This window comes from Streptomyces sp. KR55 (genome assembly GCF_052245645.1).
Lineage (GTDB): Bacteria > Actinomycetota > Actinomycetes > Streptomycetales > Streptomycetaceae > Streptomyces > Streptomyces flavusporus.
The window spans coordinates 1-19,108 of the sequence record NZ_JBQQCE010000014.1 but is presented as its reverse complement, the minus strand read 5'-3'; the positions used below and the strand labels follow the sequence as shown (position 1 = coordinate 19,108).

The 19,108-nt window shown below is 66.8% G+C and carries 30 protein-coding genes and 1 pseudogene; 29 read left to right on the top strand and 2 right to left on the bottom strand.

Going from position 1 to position 19,108, the window contains the following annotated elements:
• The first annotated feature begins 5 nt into the window (after nucleotides 1–5).
• The 29 genes from rplD to truA all read left to right on the top strand — a co-directional run bounded on the left by rplD (nucleotide 6) and on the right by truA (nucleotide 16,547).
• Entirely contained in the window at nucleotides 6–674 is a 669-nt protein-coding gene (gene rplD, locus ACTWQJ_RS03755) for a 50S ribosomal protein L4 (protein ID WP_443305157.1), read from the top strand.
• Nucleotides 674–1,093, top strand: coding sequence for a 50S ribosomal protein L23 (rplW, locus tag ACTWQJ_RS03750; protein ID WP_141309624.1), 420 nt, complete (start codon nucleotides 674–676; stop codon nucleotides 1,091–1,093). The genes rplD and rplW overlap by 1 nt, the downstream gene beginning before the upstream one ends.
• A gap of 40 nt (nucleotides 1,094–1,133) precedes the next feature.
• The gene (rplB, locus tag ACTWQJ_RS03745; protein WP_141309625.1) at nucleotides 1,134–1,970 is read left to right on the top strand and encodes a 50S ribosomal protein L2; all 837 of its coding nucleotides are present in this window, start codon (nucleotides 1,134–1,136) and stop codon (nucleotides 1,968–1,970) included.
• Nucleotides 1,971–1,982: 12 nt separating this feature from the next.
• Nucleotides 1,983–2,264 (top strand): 30S ribosomal protein S19, encoded by a 282-nt coding sequence (gene rpsS / locus ACTWQJ_RS03740; RefSeq protein ID WP_141309626.1) that lies wholly within the window; start codon nucleotides 1,983–1,985, stop codon nucleotides 2,262–2,264.
• 42 nt (nucleotides 2,265–2,306) lie between these two features.
• Nucleotides 2,307–2,654 (top strand): 50S ribosomal protein L22, encoded by a 348-nt coding sequence (gene rplV / locus ACTWQJ_RS03735; RefSeq protein ID WP_019329637.1) that lies wholly within the window; start codon nucleotides 2,307–2,309, stop codon nucleotides 2,652–2,654.
• Nucleotides 2,654–3,472, top strand: coding sequence for a 30S ribosomal protein S3 (rpsC, locus tag ACTWQJ_RS03730; protein ID WP_055706471.1), 819 nt, complete (start codon nucleotides 2,654–2,656; stop codon nucleotides 3,470–3,472). The genes rplV and rpsC overlap by 1 nt, the downstream gene beginning before the upstream one ends.
• A gap of 5 nt (nucleotides 3,473–3,477) precedes the next feature.
• Nucleotides 3,478–3,897 carry a 50S ribosomal protein L16 gene (gene rplP, locus ACTWQJ_RS03725; RefSeq protein WP_224733588.1) on the top strand — a complete coding sequence of 140 codons (420 nt, stop codon included), beginning with the start codon at nucleotides 3,478–3,480 and terminating at the stop codon, nucleotides 3,895–3,897.
• A complete protein-coding gene (rpmC, locus tag ACTWQJ_RS03720) occupies nucleotides 3,897–4,121 on the top strand; it encodes a 50S ribosomal protein L29 (RefSeq protein WP_003974259.1) in 225 nt (74 codons plus the stop codon). Before rplP ends, rpmC begins: the two co-directional genes overlap by 1 nt.
• Nucleotides 4,121–4,408 (top strand): 30S ribosomal protein S17, encoded by a 288-nt coding sequence (gene rpsQ / locus ACTWQJ_RS03715; RefSeq protein ID WP_003992363.1) that lies wholly within the window; start codon nucleotides 4,121–4,123, stop codon nucleotides 4,406–4,408. The genes rpmC and rpsQ overlap by 1 nt, the downstream gene beginning before the upstream one ends.
• Before the next feature lie 128 nt (nucleotides 4,409–4,536).
• On the top strand, nucleotides 4,537–4,905 hold the full coding sequence (gene rplN, locus ACTWQJ_RS03710; protein ID WP_129799272.1) for a 50S ribosomal protein L14: 369 nt from the start codon (nucleotides 4,537–4,539) through the stop codon (nucleotides 4,903–4,905).
• A gap of 2 nt (nucleotides 4,906–4,907) precedes the next feature.
• Nucleotides 4,908–5,231: a 50S ribosomal protein L24 gene (gene rplX, locus ACTWQJ_RS03705; RefSeq protein ID WP_129799271.1), complete on the top strand. Its 324-nt coding sequence runs from the start codon at nucleotides 4,908–4,910 to the stop codon at nucleotides 5,229–5,231.
• On the top strand, nucleotides 5,231–5,788 hold the full coding sequence (gene rplE / locus ACTWQJ_RS03700; RefSeq protein WP_004927250.1) for a 50S ribosomal protein L5: 558 nt from the start codon (nucleotides 5,231–5,233) through the stop codon (nucleotides 5,786–5,788). The genes rplX and rplE overlap by 1 nt, the downstream gene beginning before the upstream one ends.
• A gap of 5 nt (nucleotides 5,789–5,793) precedes the next feature.
• Nucleotides 5,794–5,979, top strand: a complete 186-nt coding sequence (locus tag ACTWQJ_RS03695) for a type Z 30S ribosomal protein S14 (protein WP_003948630.1) — start codon at nucleotides 5,794–5,796, stop codon at nucleotides 5,977–5,979.
• 211 nt (nucleotides 5,980–6,190) lie between these two features.
• Entirely contained in the window at nucleotides 6,191–6,589 is a 399-nt protein-coding gene (rpsH, locus tag ACTWQJ_RS03690; RefSeq protein WP_129799270.1) for a 30S ribosomal protein S8, read from the top strand.
• A 24-nt stretch (nucleotides 6,590–6,613) separates the two neighbouring features.
• Nucleotides 6,614–7,153: a 50S ribosomal protein L6 gene (rplF, locus tag ACTWQJ_RS03685; protein WP_443305156.1), complete on the top strand. Its 540-nt coding sequence runs from the start codon at nucleotides 6,614–6,616 to the stop codon at nucleotides 7,151–7,153.
• A gap of 3 nt (nucleotides 7,154–7,156) precedes the next feature.
• Nucleotides 7,157–7,540, top strand: a complete 384-nt coding sequence (rplR, locus tag ACTWQJ_RS03680; RefSeq protein WP_443305155.1) for a 50S ribosomal protein L18 — start codon at nucleotides 7,157–7,159, stop codon at nucleotides 7,538–7,540.
• A 41-nt stretch (nucleotides 7,541–7,581) separates the two neighbouring features.
• Nucleotides 7,582–8,187: a 30S ribosomal protein S5 gene (gene rpsE, locus ACTWQJ_RS03675; protein ID WP_009190144.1), complete on the top strand. Its 606-nt coding sequence runs from the start codon at nucleotides 7,582–7,584 to the stop codon at nucleotides 8,185–8,187.
• A 2-nt stretch (nucleotides 8,188–8,189) separates the two neighbouring features.
• Nucleotides 8,190–8,372, top strand: coding sequence for a 50S ribosomal protein L30 (rpmD, locus tag ACTWQJ_RS03670; protein WP_003998814.1), 183 nt, complete (start codon nucleotides 8,190–8,192; stop codon nucleotides 8,370–8,372).
• 2 nt (nucleotides 8,373–8,374) lie between these two features.
• Nucleotides 8,375–8,830, top strand: coding sequence for a 50S ribosomal protein L15 (gene rplO / locus ACTWQJ_RS03665; RefSeq protein WP_014674382.1), 456 nt, complete (start codon nucleotides 8,375–8,377; stop codon nucleotides 8,828–8,830).
• 244 nt (nucleotides 8,831–9,074) lie between these two features.
• Nucleotides 9,075–10,388 carry a preprotein translocase subunit SecY gene (secY, locus tag ACTWQJ_RS03660; RefSeq protein ID WP_443305154.1) on the top strand — a complete coding sequence of 438 codons (1,314 nt, stop codon included), beginning with the start codon at nucleotides 9,075–9,077 and terminating at the stop codon, nucleotides 10,386–10,388.
• Nucleotides 10,388–11,044, top strand: a complete 657-nt coding sequence (locus tag ACTWQJ_RS03655) for an adenylate kinase (protein ID WP_443305153.1) — start codon at nucleotides 10,388–10,390, stop codon at nucleotides 11,042–11,044. Before secY ends, ACTWQJ_RS03655 begins: the two co-directional genes overlap by 1 nt.
• 131 nt (nucleotides 11,045–11,175) lie before the next feature.
• Nucleotides 11,176–12,012 (top strand): type I methionyl aminopeptidase, encoded by an 837-nt coding sequence (gene map, locus ACTWQJ_RS03650; RefSeq protein ID WP_443305152.1) that lies wholly within the window; start codon nucleotides 11,176–11,178, stop codon nucleotides 12,010–12,012.
• A 274-nt stretch (nucleotides 12,013–12,286) separates the two neighbouring features.
• Nucleotides 12,287–12,508 carry a translation initiation factor IF-1 gene (gene infA, locus ACTWQJ_RS03645; protein WP_003948620.1) on the top strand — a complete coding sequence of 74 codons (222 nt, stop codon included), beginning with the start codon at nucleotides 12,287–12,289 and terminating at the stop codon, nucleotides 12,506–12,508.
• A 66-nt stretch (nucleotides 12,509–12,574) separates the two neighbouring features.
• A complete protein-coding gene (rpmJ, locus tag ACTWQJ_RS03640; protein ID WP_003998809.1) occupies nucleotides 12,575–12,688 on the top strand; it encodes a 50S ribosomal protein L36 in 114 nt (37 codons plus the stop codon).
• Nucleotides 12,689–12,874: 186 nt separating this feature from the next.
• Nucleotides 12,875–13,255 carry a 30S ribosomal protein S13 gene (gene rpsM, locus ACTWQJ_RS03635; RefSeq protein WP_037858429.1) on the top strand — a complete coding sequence of 127 codons (381 nt, stop codon included), beginning with the start codon at nucleotides 12,875–12,877 and terminating at the stop codon, nucleotides 13,253–13,255.
• A gap of 64 nt (nucleotides 13,256–13,319) precedes the next feature.
• Nucleotides 13,320–13,724: a 30S ribosomal protein S11 gene (gene rpsK, locus ACTWQJ_RS03630; RefSeq protein ID WP_003956432.1), complete on the top strand. Its 405-nt coding sequence runs from the start codon at nucleotides 13,320–13,322 to the stop codon at nucleotides 13,722–13,724.
• Between the two features lie 168 nt (nucleotides 13,725–13,892).
• Nucleotides 13,893–14,915 carry a DNA-directed RNA polymerase subunit alpha gene (locus tag ACTWQJ_RS03625; protein ID WP_003966937.1) on the top strand — a complete coding sequence of 341 codons (1,023 nt, stop codon included), beginning with the start codon at nucleotides 13,893–13,895 and terminating at the stop codon, nucleotides 14,913–14,915.
• 179 nt (nucleotides 14,916–15,094) lie between these two features.
• On the top strand, nucleotides 15,095–15,613 hold the full coding sequence (rplQ, locus tag ACTWQJ_RS03620) for a 50S ribosomal protein L17 (protein WP_443305151.1): 519 nt from the start codon (nucleotides 15,095–15,097) through the stop codon (nucleotides 15,611–15,613).
• 73 nt (nucleotides 15,614–15,686) lie between these two features.
• Entirely contained in the window at nucleotides 15,687–16,547 is an 861-nt protein-coding gene (gene truA / locus ACTWQJ_RS03615; RefSeq protein WP_443305150.1) for a tRNA pseudouridine(38-40) synthase TruA, read from the top strand.
• A gap of 48 nt (nucleotides 16,548–16,595) precedes the next feature.
• On the opposite strand, the gene ACTWQJ_RS03610 is transcribed toward truA, so the two are convergent.
• Together ACTWQJ_RS03610 and ACTWQJ_RS03605 are read right to left on the bottom strand one after the other, a co-directional pair.
• The gene (locus ACTWQJ_RS03610; RefSeq protein ID WP_443305149.1) at nucleotides 16,596–18,749 is read right to left on the bottom strand and encodes a DUF459 domain-containing protein; all 2,154 of its coding nucleotides are present in this window, start codon (nucleotides 18,747–18,749) and stop codon (nucleotides 16,596–16,598) included.
• A pseudogene (locus tag ACTWQJ_RS03605) lies at nucleotides 18,727–19,108 on the bottom strand (hypothetical protein); the annotation flags it as partial. The gene ACTWQJ_RS03610 and the pseudogene ACTWQJ_RS03605, both read right to left, overlap by 23 nt.

The following is a 19,108-nucleotide window of genomic DNA, read 5'->3' as shown; positions in this document are numbered from 1 at the left end:
AACCGATGAGCACTGTTGACATCCTTTCGCCGGCGGGCGACAAGGCCGGTTCCGTCGAGCTCCCCGCGGAGATCTTCGACGTTGAGAAGGTCAGCATTCCGCTGATCCACCAGGTCGTCGTCGCGCAGCTGGCTGCCGCCCGTCAGGGCACGCACAAGACCAAGACCCGTGGCGAGGTCCGCGGCGGTGGCAAGAAGCCGTACCGTCAGAAGGGCACCGGCCGCGCCCGTCAGGGCTCGACCCGCGCGCCGCAGTTCGCCGGTGGTGGCGTCGTCCACGGCCCGCAGCCGCGCGACTACTCGCAGCGGACCCCGAAGAAGATGAAGGCCGCGGCCCTGCGCCACGCCCTCACCGACCGGGCCCGCCACAACCGTATCCACGTCGTCTCCGGCGTCGTCGAGGGCGAGACGCCGTCGACGAAGTCCGCCAGGACGCTGTTCGGCAAGATCTCGGAGCGCAAGAACCTGCTCCTGGTCGTCGACCGCGCCGACGAGGCCGCGTGGCTGTCCGCCCGCAACCTGCCCCAGGTCCACATCCTGGAGCCGGGCCAGCTGAACACGTACGACGTTCTCGTCTCGGACGACGTGGTCTTCACCAAGGCCGCTTTCGAGTCTTTCGTGTCGGGCGCGCCTGCTGCCGAGCGGAGCAATGACACCGAAGGGAGCGAGGCCTGATGGCTATCCGTCACCCCGCCATTGCCTCGAAGGCCGCCAAGGCCGCCAAGGCCGCTCGCGTCGCCAAGGCGCGTCGCCACGCTGCCGAGGGCAAGAACACCGTCGAGACGCCGCTGAGCAAGTCGTACACGGACCCCCGTGACGTCCTGCTGAAGCCGGTTGTCTCCGAGAAGAGCTACGCGCTCCTCGACGAGAACAAGTACACGTTCGTCGTCGACCCGCGTGCCAACAAGACCCAGATCAAGGAGGCCGTGCAGTCGGTCTTCCAGGTCAAGGTCACCGGGGTCAACACGATCAACCGCCAGGGCAAGCGCAAGCGCACCCGCACCGGCTTCGGCCAGCGTGCCGCCACCAAGCGCGCGATCGTGACCCTCGCCGAGGGCGACCGTATCGACATCTTCGGCGGTCCGACCTCCTGAGGGAGGTCCGGATCGTCCGATATCGGACGAGGACTGAGAAATGGGTATCCGCAAGTACAAGCCGACGACTCCTGGCCGTCGTGGCGCCAGCGTCGCCGACTTCGTCGAGGTCACGCGGTCCACGCCGGAGAAGTCGCTGGTCCGTCCCCTGCACAGCAAGGGCGGCCGTAACAATTCCGGTCGTGTGACCGTTCGCCACCAGGGTGGCGGACACAAGCGCGCCTTCCGCGTGATCGACTTCCGTCGGCACGACAAGGACGGCGTGCCGGCGAAGGTCGCGCACATCGAATACGACCCCAACCGCACCGCGCGTATCGCGCTGCTGCACTACGCGGACGGCGAGAAGCGCTACATCCTCGCCCCGCGCAACCTGCAGCAGGGCGACCGTGTGGAGAACGGTCCCGGGGCCGACATCAAGCCGGGCAACAACCTGGCCCTCCGCAACATCCCGGTCGGTACCACGATCCACGCGATCGAGCTCCGTCCCGGTGGCGGTGCCAAGTTCGCCCGCTCCGCCGGTGCCTCCGTGCAGCTGCTCGCGAAGGAGGGCTCGATGGCCCACCTCCGCATGCCGTCCGGAGAGATCCGCCTGGTCGACGTGCGCTGCCGCGCCACCGTCGGCGAGGTCGGCAACGCCGAGCAGTCGAACATCAACTGGGGCAAGGCGGGCCGCAAGCGCTGGCTGGGCGTTCGCCCGACCGTGCGTGGTGTGGTCATGAACCCGGTCGACCACCCGCACGGTGGTGGTGAGGGCCGTACCTCCGGTGGCCGCCACCCGGTCTCCCCGTGGGGCAAGAAGGAAGGCCGTACTCGTTCTCCCAAGAAGGCGAGCAACAAGTACATCGTCCGCCGCCGCAAGACGAACAAGAAGCGCTAAGGACGGGTTGAGATGCCTCGTAGCTTGAAGAAGGGACCCTTCGTCGACGACCACCTGATGAAGAAGGTGGACGCTCAGAACGAAGCCGGTACCAAGAACGTCATCAAGACCTGGTCCCGCCGCTCCATGATCGTGCCCGACATGCTCGGCCACACGCTCGCGGTGCACAACGGCAAGACCCACATCCCGGTGTTCGTCACCGAGTCGATGGTCGGCCACAAGCTCGGCGAGTTCTCGCCGACGCGCACCTTCCGGGGCCACGTCAAGGAAGACCGGAAGTCGAAGCGCCGCTAACGCGGATCGCATTCAGACACGTAAGTAACTGAAGGGACAACCATGGAAGCCAGGGCCCAGGCGCGGTACATCCGCGTCACGCCCATGAAGGCCCGCCGCGTGGTGGACCTCATCCGTGGCATGGACGCCACGGAGGCCCAGGCGGTCCTGCGATTCGCTCCGCAGGCCGCCTCCGTGCCGGTCGGCAAGGTGCTCGACAGCGCCATCGCCAACGCCGCGCACAACTACGACCACACCGACGCCGACAGCCTCTACATCTCCGAGGCGTACGTCGACGAGGGCCCGACCCTGAAGCGGTTCCGTCCGCGCGCCCAGGGCCGTGCCTACCGGATCCGCAAGCGGACCAGCCACATCACTGTGGTCGTCAGCAGCAAGGAAGGAACCCGGTAATGGGCCAGAAGGTAAACCCGCACGGGTTCCGGCTCGGTGTCACCACCGACTTCAAGTCGCGTTGGTACGCCGACAAGCTGTACAAGGACTACGTCAAGGAAGACGTCGCCATCCGTCGGATGATGACGTCCGGCATGGAGCGCGCCGGTATCTCGAAGGTTGAGATCGAGCGCACCCGTGACCGCGTCCGCGTCGACATCCACACCGCGCGTCCGGGCATCGTCATCGGCCGCCGCGGCGCCGAGGCCGACCGCATCCGCGGTGACCTGGAGAAGCTGACCGGCAAGCAGGTCCAGCTGAACATCCTCGAGGTCAAGAACCCGGAGACGGACGCTCAGCTGGTGGCCCAGGCCGTCGCCGAGCAGCTGTCCTCCCGCGTCTCCTTCCGCCGTGCCATGCGCAAGAGCATGCAGTCGGCGATGAAGGCGGGCGCCAAGGGCATCAAGATCCAGTGCGGTGGCCGCCTCGGCGGCGCCGAGATGTCCCGCTCGGAGTTCTACCGCGAGGGCCGTGTGCCCCTGCACACGCTCCGCGCGAACGTGGACTACGGCTTCTTCGAGGCCAAGACGACCTTCGGCCGCATCGGTGTGAAGGTCTGGATCTACAAGGGCGACGTCAAGAACATCGCCGAGGTCCGCGCCGAGAACGCTGCCGCCCGTGCGGGTAACCGCCCGGCCCGCGGTGGCGCCGACCGCCCGGCCCGTGGTGGCCGCGGTGGCGAGCGGCGCGGTCGCAAGCCGCAGCAGGCTGCCGGCGCCGAGGCCCCCAAGGCTGAGGCCCCTGCCGCTCCGGCTGAGAGCACCGGAACGGAGGCCTGACCGACATGCTGATCCCCCGTAGGGTCAAGCACCGCAAGCAGCACCACCCGAAGCGTCGTGGTACGGCCAAGGGCGGTACGACGGTTGCGTTCGGCGAGTACGGCATCCAGGCGATGACCCCGGCCTACGTGACGAACCGCCAGATCGAGGCGGCCCGTATCGCGATGACCCGTCACATCAAGCGTGGCGGCAAGGTCTGGATCAACATCTACCCGGACCGCCCGCTGACCAAGAAGCCCGCCGAGACCCGCATGGGTTCCGGTAAGGGTTCGCCGGAGTGGTGGGTCGCGAACGTTCACCCGGGTCGGGTCATGTTCGAGCTGTCGTACCCCAACGAGAAGATCGCCCGTGAGGCGCTGACTCGTGCGGCCCACAAGCTGCCGATGAAGTGCCGGATCGTCAAGCGCGAGGCAGGTGAAGCGTGATGTCGGCCGGTACCAAGGCGTCCGAGCTGCGCGAGCTGGGCAACGAGGAGCTTCTGGCGAAGCTCCGCGAGGCCAAGGAAGAGCTGTTCAACCTCCGCTTCCAGGCGGCGACCGGTCAGCTCGAGAACCACGGTCGGCTGAAGGCCGTCCGTAAGGACATCGCGCGGATCTACACCCTGATGCGTGAGCGCGAGCTGGGCATCGAGACGGTGGAGAGCGCCTGATGAGTGAGAGCAACGTGACTGAGCAGACTGCAGAGGCCCGCGGCTTCCGCAAGACCCGTGAGGGTCTCGTCGTCAGCGACAAGATGGACAAGACCGTCGTCGTCGCCGTCGAGGACCGCGTCAAGCACGCGCTGTACGGCAAGGTCATCCGCCGTACCAACAAGCTCAAGGCGCACGACGAGCAGAACGCCGCGGGTGTCGGCGACCGCGTCCTCCTCATGGAGACCCGGCCGCTGTCCGCGACGAAGCGCTGGCGCGTCGTCGAGATCCTCGAGAAGGCCAAGTAGGTAATTCCCGCAAGGGAATTCCAATGAGTACGCCTGCGGGGCAAACCCCGCAGGACAGTTCCGCCAGGCTCCAACCGGGCTGAGAGATCAGCCCGGTTGGGGAACCGGCAGACAAACAGGAGATAGACGTGATCCAGCAGGAGTCGCGACTGCGTGTCGCCGACAACACTGGTGCGAAGGAGATCCTTTGCATCCGTGTGCTCGGTGGCTCCGGTCGCCGCTACGCGGGCATCGGTGACGTCATCGTCGCCACCGTCAAGGACGCGATCCCCGGTGGCAACGTGAAGAAGGGTGACGTCGTCAAGGCGGTCATCGTTCGCACCGTCAAGGAGCGCCGCCGCCAGGACGGCTCGTACATCCGCTTCGACGAGAACGCCGCCGTCATTCTGAAGGGCGACGGCGACCCTCGCGGCACCCGTATCTTCGGCCCGGTCGGCCGTGAGCTGCGCGAGAAGAAGTTCATGAAGATCATCTCGCTCGCGCCGGAGGTGCTGTAAGCATGAAGATCAAGAAGGGCGACCTGGTCCAGGTCATCACCGGCAAGGACAAGGGCAAGCAGGGCAAGGTCATTGCCGCTTACCCGCGCGACGAGCGTGTCCTGGTCGAGGGTGTCAACCGGGTCAAGAAGCACACCAAGGCCGGTCCCACGGCTCGCGGTTCGCAGGCCGGTGGCATCGTCACGACCGAGGCGCCGATCCACGTCTCCAACGTCCAGCTGGTCGTTGAGAAGGACGGCAAGAAGGTCGTGACCCGCGTCGGTTACCGCTTCGACGAAGAGGGCAACAAGATCCGCGTTGCCAAGCGGACGGGTGAGGACATCTGATGGCTACCACCACCACTCCGCGTCTGAAGACGAAGTACCGCGAGGAGATCGCGGGCAAGCTGCGTGAGCAGTTCTCCTACGAGAACGTCATGCAGGTTCCCGGCCTCGTCAAGATCGTGGTCAACATGGGTGTGGGCGACGCCGCCCGCGACTCCAAGCTGATCGAGGGCGCCATCCGCGACCTCACCACGATCACCGGTCAGAAGCCGGCCGTCACCAAGGCCCGCAAGTCCATCGCGCAGTTCAAGCTGCGTGAGGGTCAGCCGATCGGTGCCCACGTCACGCTCCGTGGCGACCGCATGTGGGAGTTCCTGGACCGCACCCTGTCGCTCGCGCTGCCGCGCATCCGCGACTTCCGTGGTCTGTCCCCCAAGCAGTTCGACGGCCGTGGCAACTACACCTTCGGTCTCACGGAGCAGGTCATGTTCCACGAGATCGACCAGGACAAGATCGACCGCGTCCGGGGTATGGACATCACCGTGGTCACCACGGCGACCAACGACGAAGAGGGCCGTGCTCTTCTCCGTCACCTCGGCTTCCCGTTCAAGGAGGCGTGAGCGAGATGGCGAAGAAGGCTCTGATCGCTAAGGCTGCTCGCAAGCCCAAGTTCGGTGTGCGTGGCTACACCCGCTGCCAGCGCTGCGGCCGCCCGCACTCCGTGTACCGCAAGTTCGGCCTGTGCCGCGTGTGCCTTCGTGAGATGGCTCACCGTGGCGAGCTGCCGGGCGTGACCAAGAGCTCCTGGTAATCCCCCACATAAGGGATTCCGGAAGCTCTCGGTAAGTAAAGGGCAGTGTCAGGTGCCCACCTCTCCATGGCTTAGGCTTGGAGGGTTGGGCGCCTGACGCCCATACGACTTACTACGCCGTAGGTCCACCGCGCCGCACCCGTCCCGTCTCGGATCGGGGAGAGGGATGGCGCACCAGGAAACCCCGGCGAGAGAGGCCGAAGGCCAATTCATGACCATGACTGATCCGATCGCAGACATGCTTACGCGTCTGCGGAACGCGAACTCGGCGTACCACGACACCGTGGCGATGCCGCACTCGAAGATCAAGTCGCACATCGCGGAGATCCTCCAGCAGGAGGGCTTCATCACGGGCTGGCGCGTCGAGGACGCCGAGGTCGGCAAGAACCTCGTCCTCGAGCTGAAGTTCGGCCCGAACCGTGAGCGCTCCATCGCGGGCATCAAGCGGATCTCCAAGCCCGGTCTCCGGGTGTACGCGAAGTCCACCAACCTGCCGAAGGTGCTCGGCGGCCTCGGCGTGGCGATCATCTCCACGTCCCACGGGCTCCTCACCGACAAGCAGGCCGGCAAGAAGGGCGTAGGCGGAGAAGTTCTCGCCTACGTCTGGTAACGGAAGGGAACGGAGGAAACAGCTATGTCGCGCATCGGCAAGCTCCCCATCGCGGTTCCCGCCGGCGTGGACGTCACCATCGATGGCCGCACGGTCTCGGTCAAGGGCCCCAAGGGCGAGCTGACCCACACCGTCGCCGCGCCGATCGAGATCGTCAAGGGTGAGGACGGCGTCCTGAACGTCACCCGCCCCAACGACGAGCGTCAGAACAAGGCCCTGCACGGCCTGTCCCGCACGCTGGTGGCGAACATGATCACCGGCGTGACCCAGGGTTACGTGAAGAAGCTCGAGATCAGCGGTGTCGGTTACCGCGTGCAGGCCAAGGGTTCGAACCTGGAGTTCGCGCTCGGCTACAGCCACCCGATCCTGGTCGAGGCCCCCGAGGGCATCACCTTCAAGGTGGAGACCCCGACCCGTTTCTCGGTCGAGGGCATCGACAAGCAGAAGGTCGGCGAGGTTGCGGCCAACATCCGCAAGCTGCGCAAGCCCGACCCGTACAAGGCCAAGGGCGTCAAGTACGAGGGCGAAGTCATCCGCCGCAAGGTCGGAAAGGCGGGTAAGTAAGCCATGGCATACGGACAGAAGATCCTCAAGGGCGACGCCTACAAGCGCGCCGCGATCAAGCGCCGTCACATCCGGATCCGCAAGCGGATCAACGGTACGGCGGAGCGTCCCCGTCTCGTGGTGACCCGCTCGAACCGCCACATCGTGGCCCAGGTGATCGACGACATCCAGGGGCACACCCTGGCGTCGGCGTCCACGCTGGACACCTCGATCCGCGGTGCCGAGGCTGACAAGTCCACGCAGGCCAAGCAGGTCGGCGCCCTGGTCGCCGAGCGTGCCAAGGCCGCCGGCGTCGAGGCTGTCGTATTCGACCGTGGTGGCAACCAGTACGCCGGGCGCATCGCCGCTCTGGCGGACGCCGCCCGCGAAGCCGGCCTGAAGTTCTGAGCCGGTTCCGTAGCTAGCGGAAACAGAGAGAGGTAATTCCAATGGCTGGACCCCAGCGCCGCGGTGGCGGTGCCGGTGGCGGCGAGCGGCGGGACCGGAAGGGCCGTGACGGCGGCGCAGCTGCCGCCGAGAAGACCGCGTACGTTGAGCGCGTTGTCGCGATCAACCGCGTCGCCAAGGTTGTGAAGGGTGGTCGTCGCTTCAGCTTCACCGCGCTGGTCGTGGTGGGCGACGGTGACGGCACCGTGGGTGTCGGATACGGCAAGGCCAAGGAGGTGCCGGCCGCCATCGCCAAGGGCGTTGAGGAGGCCAAGAAGCACTTCTTCAAGGTCCCCCGGATCCAGGGCACCATCCCGCACCCCATCCAGGGTGAGAAGGCTGCCGGCGTCGTGCTGCTCAAGCCCGCGTCCCCGGGTACCGGTGTTATCGCCGGTGGTCCGGTGCGTGCCGTGCTCGAGTGCGCCGGTATCCACGACGTGCTGTCGAAGTCGCTCGGCTCCGACAACGCGATCAACATCGTGCACGCGACCGTGGAGGCCCTGAAGGGCCTGCAGCGTCCCGAGGAGATCGCGGCCCGCCGTGGTCTGCCGCTCGAGGACGTCGCCCCCGCGGCCCTGCTGCGTGCGCGTGCCGGGGCGGGTGCGTAATCATGGCGCAGCTCAAGATCACGCAGGTCAAGTCCTACATCGGCAGCAAGCAGAACCACCGTGACACCCTGCGGTCGCTTGGTCTCAAGGGGATCAACACCGTGGTCGTCAAGGAGGACCGCCCCGAGTTCCGCGGCATGGTGCACACCGTCCGCCACCTCGTGACGGTCGAGGAGGTCGACTGATCATGGCGGAGCAGAACCCGCTGAAGATCCACAACCTCCGTCCCGCCCCGGGCGCCAAGACCGCCAAGACCCGTGTCGGTCGTGGTGAGGCGTCGAAGGGTAAGACGGCCGGTCGTGGTACCAAGGGCACCAAGGCCCGCTACCAGGTTCCGGAGCGCTTCGAGGGTGGCCAGATGCCGCTGCACATGCGCCTCCCGAAGCTGAAGGGCTTCAAGAACCCGTTCAAGACCGAGTACCAGGTCGTGAACCTCGACAAGCTGGCCGCGCTGTACCCCGAGGGTGGCGAGGTCACCGTCGAGGGCCTCGTGGCCAAGGGTGCCGTTCGCAAGAACAGCCTCGTCAAGGTACTCGGCCAGGGCGAGATCTCCGTGGCGCTGCAGGTGACGGTCGACGCCGTCTCCGGCTCCGCCAAGGAGAAGATCACCGCCGCCGGCGGCACCGTCACCGAGCTCGTCTGAACCCAGCAGGCGTCTCGATGACTTGAGCGATCCCGACCGGGGATACCCCACAAATGGGGTATCCCCGGTCGGTCGTTCCAAGGGTGGCAGTCCCGCGGGTAAGGTGGCCTGCACTGCCAACTTTCACAGCGTGCCGCACCTGAGGCACTCTGAGCGGCAGTTGACCGTTACGTAAGTCGTTGTCTTATCGGAATCTCACGACCATCACCCTTGACGCAGTTGCGCGGGGGTCGCAGGAGGCACCGTGCTCACCGCGTTCGCCCGGGCGTTCAAGACGCCCGACCTGCGCAAGAAGCTGCTCTTCACGCTCGGCATCATCGTGGTGTATCGGGTCGGTACGCATATCCCGATCCCGGGTGTCGACTACCAGAACGTCCAGACCTGCATCGACGTGGCCAAGGGCAACCAGGGTCTGTTCGGTCTGGTCAACATGTTCAGCGGCGGCGCGCTGCTGCAGATCACGATCTTCGCGCTCGGCATCATGCCGTACATCACCGCGAGCATCATCCTGCAGCTGCTGACAGTGGTGATCCCTCGCCTCGAGGCCCTCAAGAAGGAGGGTCAGGCCGGTACGGCGAAGATCACGCAGTACACCCGTTACCTGACCGTGGCGCTCGCCATCCTGCAGGGCACCGGCCTGGTGGCCACCGCCCGCAGCGGCGCCCTCTTCAGCGGCTGCCCGGTGGCGAGCGAGATCGTCCCGGACCAGTCGATCTTCGTCACCATCACCATGGTCATCGTGATGACCGCCGGTACGGCCGTCGTCATGTGGCTCGGTGAGCTGATCACCGACCGCGGCATCGGCAACGGCATGTCGATCCTGATGTTCATCTCGATCGCCGCGACCTTCCCGGCCGCCCTGTGGGCCATCAAGGAGCAGGGCTCCCTGGCGGACGGCTGGATCGAGTTCGGCACGGTCATCCTCGTCGGCCTGTTCATGGTCGGCCTGGTGGTCTTCGTCGAGCAGGCGCAGCGCCGCATTCCGGTCCAGTACGCGAAGCGCATGATCGGCCGCCGGTCCTACGGTGGTACGTCCACGTACATCCCGCTCAAGGTGAACCAGGCGGGTGTGATTCCCGTCATCTTCGCCTCGTCGCTGCTCTACATCCCGGCTCTGATCGCCCAGTTCTCGAGTGGCAATTCGAGCTGGAAGACCTGGATCGAGGCTCATCTCGTCCAGGGCGACGACCCGATTTACATCGCTCTGTACTTCTTGCTCATTGTTTTCTTCGCGTTCTTCTACGTGGCGATCTCCTTCAACCCCGAGGAAGTCGCCGACAACATGAAGAAGTATGGTGGCTTCATCCCGGGCATCCGGGCTGGCCGACCGACCGCTGAGTACCTGAGCTACGTACTCAACCGGATCACCTGGCCGGGTTCGCTGTATCTGGGTCTGATCGCTCTCGTACCGACGATGGCGTTGGTTGGTTTCGGGGCAAACCAGAACTTCCCGTTCGGCGGGACCAGCATCCTGATCATCGTGGGTGTCGGTCTCGAGACCGTGAAGCAGATCGAGAGCCAGCTCCAGCAGCGCAATTACGAAGGGTTCCTCCGCTGATGCGAATCGTCCTCGTCGGGCCGCCGGGCGCGGGCAAGGGTACGCAAGCCACCCGCCTTGCCGAGAAGCTGTCGATCCCGCACATCTCCACGGGCGACCTGTTCCGCGCCAACATCAGTCGGCAGACGGATCTCGGCAAACTGGCGAAGTCCTACATGGACGCCGGCAACCTGGTGCCGGACGAGGTCACCATCGCCATGGCGAAGGACCGTATGGAACAGCCGGACGCCGAGAACGGCTTCCTGCTGGACGGTTTCCCGCGCAACGTCTCGCAGGCAGAGGCGCTGGACGAGCTGCTGCAGACCGAGGGCATCGAGCTGGACGCCGTGCTGGACCTCGAGGCTCCCGAGGACGAGGTCGTCAAGCGGATCGCCGGGCGGCGGATCTGCCGCAAGGACTCCGCACACGTGTTCCACGTGACGTACAGCCCGCCGAAGAAGGAGGGCGTGTGTGACGTCTGCGGCGGTGAGCTGTACCAGCGGGACGACGACTCCGAGGAGACCGTGCGCACCCGGCTGGAGGTCTACCACACGCAGACCGAGCCGATCATCGACTACTACAAGTCGCAGGGTCTGGTCGTGACCATCGAGGCCATGGGTCCGGTGGAAGAGGTCACGAGTCGCGCGCTGGCGGCGCTCAAGCGCGACGCGAAGTAGTCGTTACGCAGCTACGGCCGCGGTTCCCTGGAAAGGGGGCCGCGGCTGCTGCGTGCCCGCAGCCACGGCAGTCCCCGTATCGTTGAAGGCGTCCGTACTCTTTTCCCGGTCCGAGAAAGGCCCCCGCCCCCATGGTGCAGATCAAGAGCCCCGAGCAGATCGCCAAGATGCGTGAGGCGGGGCTGGTCGTTGCCGCCATTCACGCGGCCACGCGTGAGGCCGCCGTGCCGGGGGCCAGCACCAAGGATCTGGACGAGGTGGCGCGGAAGGTGCTCGCGGAGCACGGGGCGAAGTCGAACTTCCTGGGGTACGGCGGGTTCCCGGCGACGATCTGCACCTCGGTGAACGAGGTCGTGGTCCACGGGATCCCCGCCGAGGACGTCGTCCTCAAGGACGGGGACATCATCAGCATCGACGCCGGCGCCATCATCGACGGCTGGCACGGGGACGCCGCCTACACCGCCTTCGTCGGGTCCGGTCACGCTCCGGAGCTCATCGAGCTGTCGCGGGTGACCGAGGAGTCCATGTGGGCCGGCATCGCCGCGATGAAGCAGGGGAACCGGCTCGTCGACATCTCGCGGGCCATCGAGACGTACATCCGCCGCCAGCCGAAGCCCGGCGGGGGCCGCTACGGGATCATCGAGGACTACGGCGGTCACGGCATCGGCTCCGAGATGCACATGGACCCGCACCTGCTGAACTATGTCGAGCGGCGTCGTGGCAAGGGCCCGAAGCTGGTGCCGGGCTTCTGCCTCGCGATCGAGCCGATGGTCTCGCTGGGCACCCCGAAGACGGAGGTCCTCAAGGACGACTGGACCGTCATCACGACGGACGGCACCTGGTCCTCCCACTGGGAGCACTCCGTCGCCCTGACGGAGCGGGGGCCGCTGGTCCTGACGGCGCCCGATGGGGGTAAGGCGAAGCTGGCGGAGTACGGGGTTGTGGCTGCGCCGGATCCGCTGGCCTGAGCGCCTTCCAGGGAGGGCGGTCCTGCCGACTGGCGGCTGCGGGCTCGTGGGGGCTGGTCGCGCCCACGGTGAGGGAGGAGCCGCATGTGGACAGAGCCCCACGCCCCTTTGGGGCGCTTAATGATCTGCCTGCTGGGGCAGACTTCCCCGATTCGTCTTTCCGGTTGCGCTGACGTAGACTGACTCGTCGGCTCTTGTGCACCCGCATGTCTGCATGCGCCCGTAAGGGAAAGTGCAGGGGTCGATCAAGGTAGTCGATTCCGAAGGGCAAAGCGTGGCCAAGAAGCAAGGTGCCATCGAGATCGAGGGCACTGTCGTCGAGTCTCTGCCGAACGCCATGTTCAAGGTCGAGCTCCAGAACGGCCACCAGGTCCTGGCACACATCAGCGGCAAGATGCGCATGCACTACATCCGCATCCTCCCTGACGACCGGGTCGTGGTGGAGCTGTCTCCGTACGACCTGACGCGTGGCCGGATCGTCTACCGGTACAAGTAGATCTTGCCCCACGTCCCGCGGTCCCCGCGGGGCTGCCGGCAACTGACCCGGAGAACCTCACATCCCATGAAGGTCAAGCCGAGCGTCAAGAAGATCTGCGACAAGTGCAGGGTGATCCGCCGTCACGGTCGGGTCATGGTGATCTGCGAGAACCCGCGCCACAAGCAGCGCCAGGGCTGACCGCAGGCCATTTCCCTCTGCATGCGCAGAGATTCGCGCGACGCGAGCTGAATATGTTCATACGCAGGGCCCGAGCCATACGGCTCGACACCCCCGGTTCGGAGGCCGGGGACCCAGTTCGTACCTCGTACGGCGGCTGGGAGTCGGTTCTGCGGAAGACCTCCGAAGATCAACTGGAGCCATTGAATGGCACGCGTTTCCGGTGTTGACATCCCGCGCGAAAAGCGCGTGGAGGTCGCCCTCACCTACGTGTTCGGCATCGGCCGGACCCTTTCGCAGCAGACGCTGGCAGCCACCGGCGTCGACCCGAACACCCGCGTCCGCGACCTCTCCGAGGAGCAGCTCGTCGCGATCCGCGAGTACGTCGACAACAACATCAAGACCGAGGGTGACCTCCGTCGCGAGATCCAGGCCGACATCCGCCGCAAGGTCGAGATCGGCTGCTACCAGGGTCTGCGGCACCGCCGCGGTCTGCCCGTCCGCGGTCAGCGCACCAGCACCAACGCCCGCACCCGCAAGGGCCCGCGTCGCGCCATCGCCGGCAAGAAGAAGCCGGGCAAGAAGTAGTCCGCAGCGGACCAAGTCCACGGTCTTCGCTGTAGGACCGACCACCTCCCGTAGGAGTTAAGAGATGCCCCCCAAGGGACGTCAGGGCGCTGCCAAGAAGGTGCGCCGCAAGGAAAAGAAGAACGTCGCTCACGGCCACGCGCACATCAAGAGCACGTTCAACAACACGATCGTCTCCATCACGGACCCGTCCGGCAACGTGATCTCCTGGGCCTCCGCCGGCCACGTCGGCTTCAAGGGCTCCCGGAAGTCCACGCCGTTCGCCGCGCAGATGGCCGCCGAGTCGGCTGCCCGCCGCGCTCAGGAGCACGGCATGCGCAAGGTCGACGTGTTCGTCAAGGGCCCGGGTTCCGGTCGTGAGACCGCGATCCGCTCCCTGCAGGCCACGGGCCTCGAGGTCGGCTCCATCCAGGACGTCACCCCGACCCCGCACAACGGCTGCCGTCCGCCGAAGCGCCGCCGCGTCTGAGGCTCGGCTGCTTTCAGGATTCGGGCGGTACGGCTCCCTCCTTCGCGCAAGCGGAGTGAACCGGGGCCGTATCGCCCGTACCCTTGCAGTACCCGCCCCTTTGTGCCGGGGGCGGTTCCGTCGGGCGTCATATAGCGGGCGCCCACGACTGAAGGATCTGATCCACACATGCTGATCGCTCAGCGTCCCTCGTTGACCGAAGAGGTCGTCGACGAATTCCGCTCCCGGTTCGTGATCGAGCCCCTGGAGCCGGGCTTCGGCTACACCCTCGGCAACTCTCTGCGTCGTACGCTCCTGTCGTCGATCCCCGGTGCGGCTGTCACCAGCATCCGGATCGACGGTGTCCTGCACGAGTTCACCACCGTGCCGGGCGTCAAGGAGGACGTCACCGACCTGATCCTCAACATCAAGCAGCTGGTGGTTTCCAGCGAGCACGATGAGCCCGTCGTCATGTACCTGCGCAAGCAGGGGCCCGGACTCGTCACCGCCGCCGACATCGCGCCGCCGGCCGGTGTCGAGGTGCACAACCCCGACCTCGTCCTCGCCACGCTCAACGGCAAGGGCAAGCTGGAGATGGAGCTCACGGTCGAGCGTGGCCGTGGTTACGTCTCCGCCGTGCAGAACAAGCAGGTGGGCCAGGAGATCGGTCGTATCCCGGTCGACTCCATCTACTCGCCGGTTCTGAAGGTCACGTACAAGGTCGAGGCCACGCGTGTCGAGCAGCGCACCGACTTCGACAAGCTGATCGTCGACGTCGAGACCAAGCAGGCGATGCGTCCGCGTGACGCGATGGCTTCTGCCGGTAAGACGCTGGTCGAGCTGTTCGGGCTCGCCCGTGAGCTCAACATCGACGCCGAGGGCATCGACATGGGTCCGTCCCCGACGGACGCTGCGCTGGCTGCCGATCTGGCGCTGCCGATCGAGGAGCTGGAGCTCACCGTTCGGTCGTACAACTGCCTCAAGCGCGAGGGCATCCACTCCGTGGGTGAGCTCGTGGCTCGTTCTGAGGCCGACCTGCTGGACATCCGTAACTTCGGTGCGAAGTCCATCGACGAGGTCAAGGCGAAGCTGGCCGGGATGGGTCTTGCCCTGAAGGACAGCCCGCCTGGATTCGACCCGACGGCTGCGGCTGACGCCTTTGGGGCCGATGACGACGCCGACGCCGGATTTGTCGAGACCGAGCAGTACTAAGAGCTCGGGACCGACTGCTGGTTCTTGGGTGCGGGTGGACTGTGGTTTGTCGCGCAGTTCCCCGCGCCCCTTCCGGACGGGCCCTTCGGGGCCCGTCCGGATCTCCGACAGGTAACCGCCTGCTCGGATACTGACCCCGGTACCTGACACGGCCGGGGCAGACACCTAGGAGAAACACCATGCCGAAGCCCACCAAGGGTGCCCGTATGGGCGGCAGTGCCGCGCACGAGAAGCTGCTTCTTGCGAACCTCGCGAAGTCGCTGTTCGAGCACGGTCGTATCACCACCACCGAGGCGAAGGCCCGTCGGCTGCGGCCGTACGCCGAGCGTCTGGTCACCAAGGCGAAGAAGGGTGACCTTCACAACCGCCGTCAGGTGCTCCAGGTGATCACGGACAAGAGCATCGTCCACACGCTCTTCACCGAGATCGGCCCGCGCTACGAGAACCGTCCGGGTGGTTACACCCGTATCACCAAGATCGGTAACCGTCGTGGCGACAACGCGCCCATGGCTGTCATCGAGCTGGTCGAGGCGCTGACGGTCGCGCAGGAGGCCACGGGTGAGGCCGAGGCCGCCACCAAGCGTGCGGTCAAGGAGGCCGAGGAGGCCAAGGCCGAGGAGACCAAGGTCGACGTCACCAAGGACGTCGCCGAGGCTCCGGCCGAGGAGACTGCGGCTGAGGAGTCCAAGGACGCCTGAGGCTGAGCTCTCGCTGAGCGGGTCCGCCCTTGACGGGGCGGGCCCGTTTTCGCGTACCTGAGAGGATCAAGGAGTGAGTGACGAAGTACAGCCCGGGTTCGTACGCCTACGGCTCGATCTGTCCTATGACGGCACCGACTTCTCCGGCTGGGCCAAGCAGGCCGGCGGGCGGCGGACCGTGCAGGGGGAGGTCGAGGACGCGCTGCGTACCGTCACGCGGTCGCGGGACACGTACGAGCTGACCGTCGCCGGACGGACCGACGCCGGGGTGCATGCGCGCGGGCAGGTGGCGCACGTGGATCTGCCGGAGGCTGTCTGGCGTGAGCATCACGAGAAGCTGCTCAAGCGGCTCGCCGGGCGGCTGCCCAGGGACGTGCGGGTGTGGGCCCTCAGAGATGCGCCCAGTGGCTTCAACGCTCGTTTCGCGGCGATCTGGCGGCGCTACGTCTACCGGGTCACCGACAATCCCGGCGGCGTGGACCCGTTGCTGCGCAACCATGTGCTCTGGCACGACTGGGCGTTGGACGTCGACGCGATGGACGCGGCCGCCAAGACCCTGGTCGGGGAGCACGACTTCGCGGCGTACGCGAAGAAGCGCGAGGGGGCGACGACGATCCGCGAGATCCTCGACTTCGGGGTGCGTCGGCACGCGGACGGCATCGTCGAGATCGAGGTCCGTGCCGACGCCTTCTGCCACAACCAAGTACGTTCCATGGTCGGTGCGTTGCTGTTCGTGGGCGACGGGCACCGCGGCGTGGAGTGGCCGCGGAAGGTCCTCGACGCGCGGGTCCGCGACAGCGCCGTGCATGTCGTCCGGCCGCACGGGCTGACCCTGGAGGAGGTCGGCTACCCGGCGGACGACCAGCTCGCGGAGCGGCAGCGGCAGGCGCGGAACAGGCGGTCGTTGCCGAGCGGCGCCGGGTGCTGCGGGTAGGGGGCCTGTCCGACGCGGGATGCGCGGGGCCGGACAGGCCCTGTGCCCTCAGGGCCGCAGTGCCGCGGCCACCTGCTTCTCCAGCCAGGGGGCCACGAACTCGAGGCCCGCCTCGGAGAGGTGGACGTCGTCACCCTGCGGGTAGAGGCGTGCGCCCCCGTCCGTGGTCTGGCGGCAGTCCTCGGTGTCGCAGAGAAGCGCGTCGAAGTCGACCAGGTGCACGTCGGTGGCGGAGGACTCCGTGAACTCGGCGACGACCTGGTTGAAGCAGGTTCCCCAGTTCGAGGTGATCGCGCCGTTGTAGTTGCGCTCGTTCATGAGCATGATCCGGGTGTCGGGGGACTCCGTCCGGATCAGCTTCACGGCCTTGCCGAGTTGCTTGACGTAGCGGGTCTTGTAGACGGGGCTGCAGGCGTCCAGCCACTTGCCGCCGATCTTCTGTTCCGCGGCGTCCCAGCCCAGGTGGATGAGTGCCGCGTCCGGTTGGGAGCTCTGGAGCTGGTCCGCCCAGAACTTCTCCCAGTTCAGGCAGGAGTCCCAGTTCTCGAAGACCGTGTCGGTACGGTCCCGGACCGCGGCCGGGGACATGACACCACAACCGCGCTGGCCGCCGTCGATCACCGCGTAGTCGTCGCCGTGCTGGGACAACGCCGTCGCGAAGTCCTCGGCCATCGAGTCGCCCAGCGTGAGCACCAGCGGCTTGCCGTCGGGACGCATCGAGTCGGCGATGTAGGTCGGCAGGTACCAGGAGCCGAAGCCGATGGCCAAGGAGGCCGCCGTGAACAGGGGAATGGCCCGTGCGGGGCGCCAGTCGCGGACCCGGTACTGCTCGATCGAGTAGTGCATGATCATCGACAGCAGCCAGGTGAGACCGGTGCCGAGCAGGAACAGAGCGTACGGCTCCATGTCCGGATAGACCATCAGCAGCAGCCAGTACACCGGCAGGTGGAGCAGGTACATGCTGTACGAGATCTGGCCGATCTCCATCAGCGGCTTCAAACGGAGCGCCCTGGCCAGAGGGCCGCGGTCGGTGCTCAGGCAGGCGGCGGTGAGCGCAACCAGGAAGGCGACGATCGCCAGTCCGCCGTTGTACAGCCACGGCTCGTGGTAGGTGCTGACCTTCACGCTCAGGTAGACCACCGCGGCCAGGGACGCGATCGCGGTCACCGAGGCGAGGTGGTAGGCGATTGAGCCTCTGGACTCCCCGCGGCCGCTCCGCGGCGCCCGGCGCTGGACCAGGAACACGACGAACGCGGCGGCCGCGCCCGCCATGAAGGCCACGGCGCGGGTCTGCGTAGCCAGGTACAGGAAGTCGGTGTCGTGGTTGCCGCCCCGCCACAGCACGGGCGCGACCAGCGCCGACGCGCCGAACAGCAGGACGGTGACCACGGCGACCGGGAGCACGCGCTTACGGAAGACGGCGAAGGCCACGACGAGAACGAGCGGCCACACCACGTAGAACTGTTCGGTGATGCTCAGCGACCACATGGCGGACAGCGGCTGAATGGCCCCGAAGTGGTCCCAGTACGCGTCACCGCGGGCGATCTGCGCCCAGTTGCCGATCTGGAGGAGCGCGCCGAGCGCCTGGTCGGAGACCGCCTGAGCCTCCTTCAGCGGGCTGCTGAGGTAGGAGATCGCCACCACCAGGGCGAGGGTCACCATCAGTCCGGGCAGCAGGCGCTTGAAGCGGCGGCGGTAGAACCGGCCGATGCGGATACGGCCGTTGCGCTCCACCTCCCGGATCAGCAGGAGCGTGGTGAGGAAACCGGAGAGGACGAAGAAGGCGTCCACACCGAACAGACCGTTGCTGAACCAGTTGGTGTGGTAAAGCAGCACGGACAAGATAGCGATGCCACGCAGGCCGTCGACGGCCTCGAAGCGGGACCGCCGGGGAGCGGCCTCCTGCTTGGCCTCCTGCTTCGGTTCCGCTGCCGGGCGAGGCCCGGGCTCCGGGGTCGGCTCGGGGGTGGCGACCACGGTGTCGAACCCGTCGTACCGCGGGGCGTACGGCTGCTCCGCCTGCGGTTGCTGGGGGACCTGCGGCGCGTACTGCTGGGGCTGCTGCGGGACGAGCCGACCGACGTGCTGCTGTGGGACGGGCGGATTGCTGCCGTACAGCTGCTGCTGGTCGTACCCCTGGCCGTAGACCTGCTGCCCGTGGCCGTCCGGGCCCGGATGGTCAGTGGGCGGCTGACGATGCATGGGGTACTCCAGAGTGAGCGACGCCCTGCGCGGGGCAGGACACGGGGGATGCGGAGGTGCGGACGGCGTGGGCGGCCAGGCGGGCGCCGCAGCCGATACGCAGGCCGGGCGGGAGTTCGTTGCCCTCGCCGACGGTGGCACCGTCGCCGACGACTGCGGCGTCCAGCACACTGCCCTCGCCGATCCGGGCATGGCGGCCCACGACGGAGCGGTGCAGGCTGGTCCGGGCGGCGATCCGCGCGCCGGTCAGCAGCACGCTGCCCTCGACGACCGCGCCCTCGCCCACCACGGCCCCGGCGGCCACGACCGTGCCGCCGCTGAGCACCGCGCTGGGGTGCACCTCGGCGCCGGGCAGCACC

Bases quoted from the DNA above. Each gene is read 5' to 3' on its own strand.
- rplR (WP_443305155.1), top strand. From the start codon at position 7,157: ATGGCATACGGACAGAAGATCCTCAAGGGCGACGCCTACAAGCGCGCC.
- rplO (WP_014674382.1), top strand. From the start codon at position 8,375: ATGGCGGAGCAGAACCCGCTGAAGATCCACAACCTCCGTCCCGCCCCG.
- rpsQ (WP_003992363.1), top strand. From the start codon at position 4,121: ATGAGTGAGAGCAACGTGACTGAGCAGACTGCAGAGGCCCGCGGCTTC.
- ACTWQJ_RS03625 (WP_003966937.1), top strand. From the start codon at position 13,893: ATGCTGATCGCTCAGCGTCCCTCGTTGACCGAAGAGGTCGTCGACGAA.
- rpmC (WP_003974259.1), top strand. From the start codon at position 3,897: ATGTCGGCCGGTACCAAGGCGTCCGAGCTGCGCGAGCTGGGCAACGAG.
- rplD (WP_443305157.1), top strand. From the start codon at position 6: ATGAGCACTGTTGACATCCTTTCGCCGGCGGGCGACAAGGCCGGTTCC.
- rpmJ (WP_003998809.1), top strand. From the start codon at position 12,575: ATGAAGGTCAAGCCGAGCGTCAAGAAGATCTGCGACAAGTGCAGGGTG.
- map (WP_443305152.1), top strand. From the start codon at position 11,176: ATGGTGCAGATCAAGAGCCCCGAGCAGATCGCCAAGATGCGTGAGGCG.
- rplV (WP_019329637.1), top strand. From the start codon at position 2,307: ATGGAAGCCAGGGCCCAGGCGCGGTACATCCGCGTCACGCCCATGAAG.
- rplQ (WP_443305151.1), top strand. From the start codon at position 15,095: ATGCCGAAGCCCACCAAGGGTGCCCGTATGGGCGGCAGTGCCGCGCAC.
- rpsM (WP_037858429.1), top strand. From the start codon at position 12,875: ATGGCACGCGTTTCCGGTGTTGACATCCCGCGCGAAAAGCGCGTGGAG.
- ACTWQJ_RS03695 (WP_003948630.1), top strand. From the start codon at position 5,794: ATGGCGAAGAAGGCTCTGATCGCTAAGGCTGCTCGCAAGCCCAAGTTC.
- rpsS (WP_141309626.1), top strand. From the start codon at position 1,983: ATGCCTCGTAGCTTGAAGAAGGGACCCTTCGTCGACGACCACCTGATG.
- ACTWQJ_RS03610 (WP_443305149.1), bottom strand. From the start codon at position 18,749: ATGCATCGTCAGCCGCCCACTGACCATCCGGGCCCGGACGGCCACGGG.
- rplF (WP_443305156.1), top strand. From the start codon at position 6,614: ATGTCGCGCATCGGCAAGCTCCCCATCGCGGTTCCCGCCGGCGTGGAC.
- ACTWQJ_RS03655 (WP_443305153.1), top strand. From the start codon at position 10,388: ATGCGAATCGTCCTCGTCGGGCCGCCGGGCGCGGGCAAGGGTACGCAA.
- rpsK (WP_003956432.1), top strand. From the start codon at position 13,320: ATGCCCCCCAAGGGACGTCAGGGCGCTGCCAAGAAGGTGCGCCGCAAG.
- rplW (WP_141309624.1), top strand. From the start codon at position 674: ATGGCTATCCGTCACCCCGCCATTGCCTCGAAGGCCGCCAAGGCCGCC.
- rplX (WP_129799271.1), top strand. From the start codon at position 4,908: ATGAAGATCAAGAAGGGCGACCTGGTCCAGGTCATCACCGGCAAGGAC.
- rpsE (WP_009190144.1), top strand. From the start codon at position 7,582: ATGGCTGGACCCCAGCGCCGCGGTGGCGGTGCCGGTGGCGGCGAGCGG.
- rplE (WP_004927250.1), top strand. From the start codon at position 5,231: ATGGCTACCACCACCACTCCGCGTCTGAAGACGAAGTACCGCGAGGAG.
- rplP (WP_224733588.1), top strand. From the start codon at position 3,478: ATGCTGATCCCCCGTAGGGTCAAGCACCGCAAGCAGCACCACCCGAAG.
- rplB (WP_141309625.1), top strand. From the start codon at position 1,134: ATGGGTATCCGCAAGTACAAGCCGACGACTCCTGGCCGTCGTGGCGCC.
- rpsH (WP_129799270.1), top strand. From the start codon at position 6,191: ATGACCATGACTGATCCGATCGCAGACATGCTTACGCGTCTGCGGAAC.
- rpsC (WP_055706471.1), top strand. From the start codon at position 2,654: ATGGGCCAGAAGGTAAACCCGCACGGGTTCCGGCTCGGTGTCACCACC.
- rpmD (WP_003998814.1), top strand. From the start codon at position 8,190: ATGGCGCAGCTCAAGATCACGCAGGTCAAGTCCTACATCGGCAGCAAG.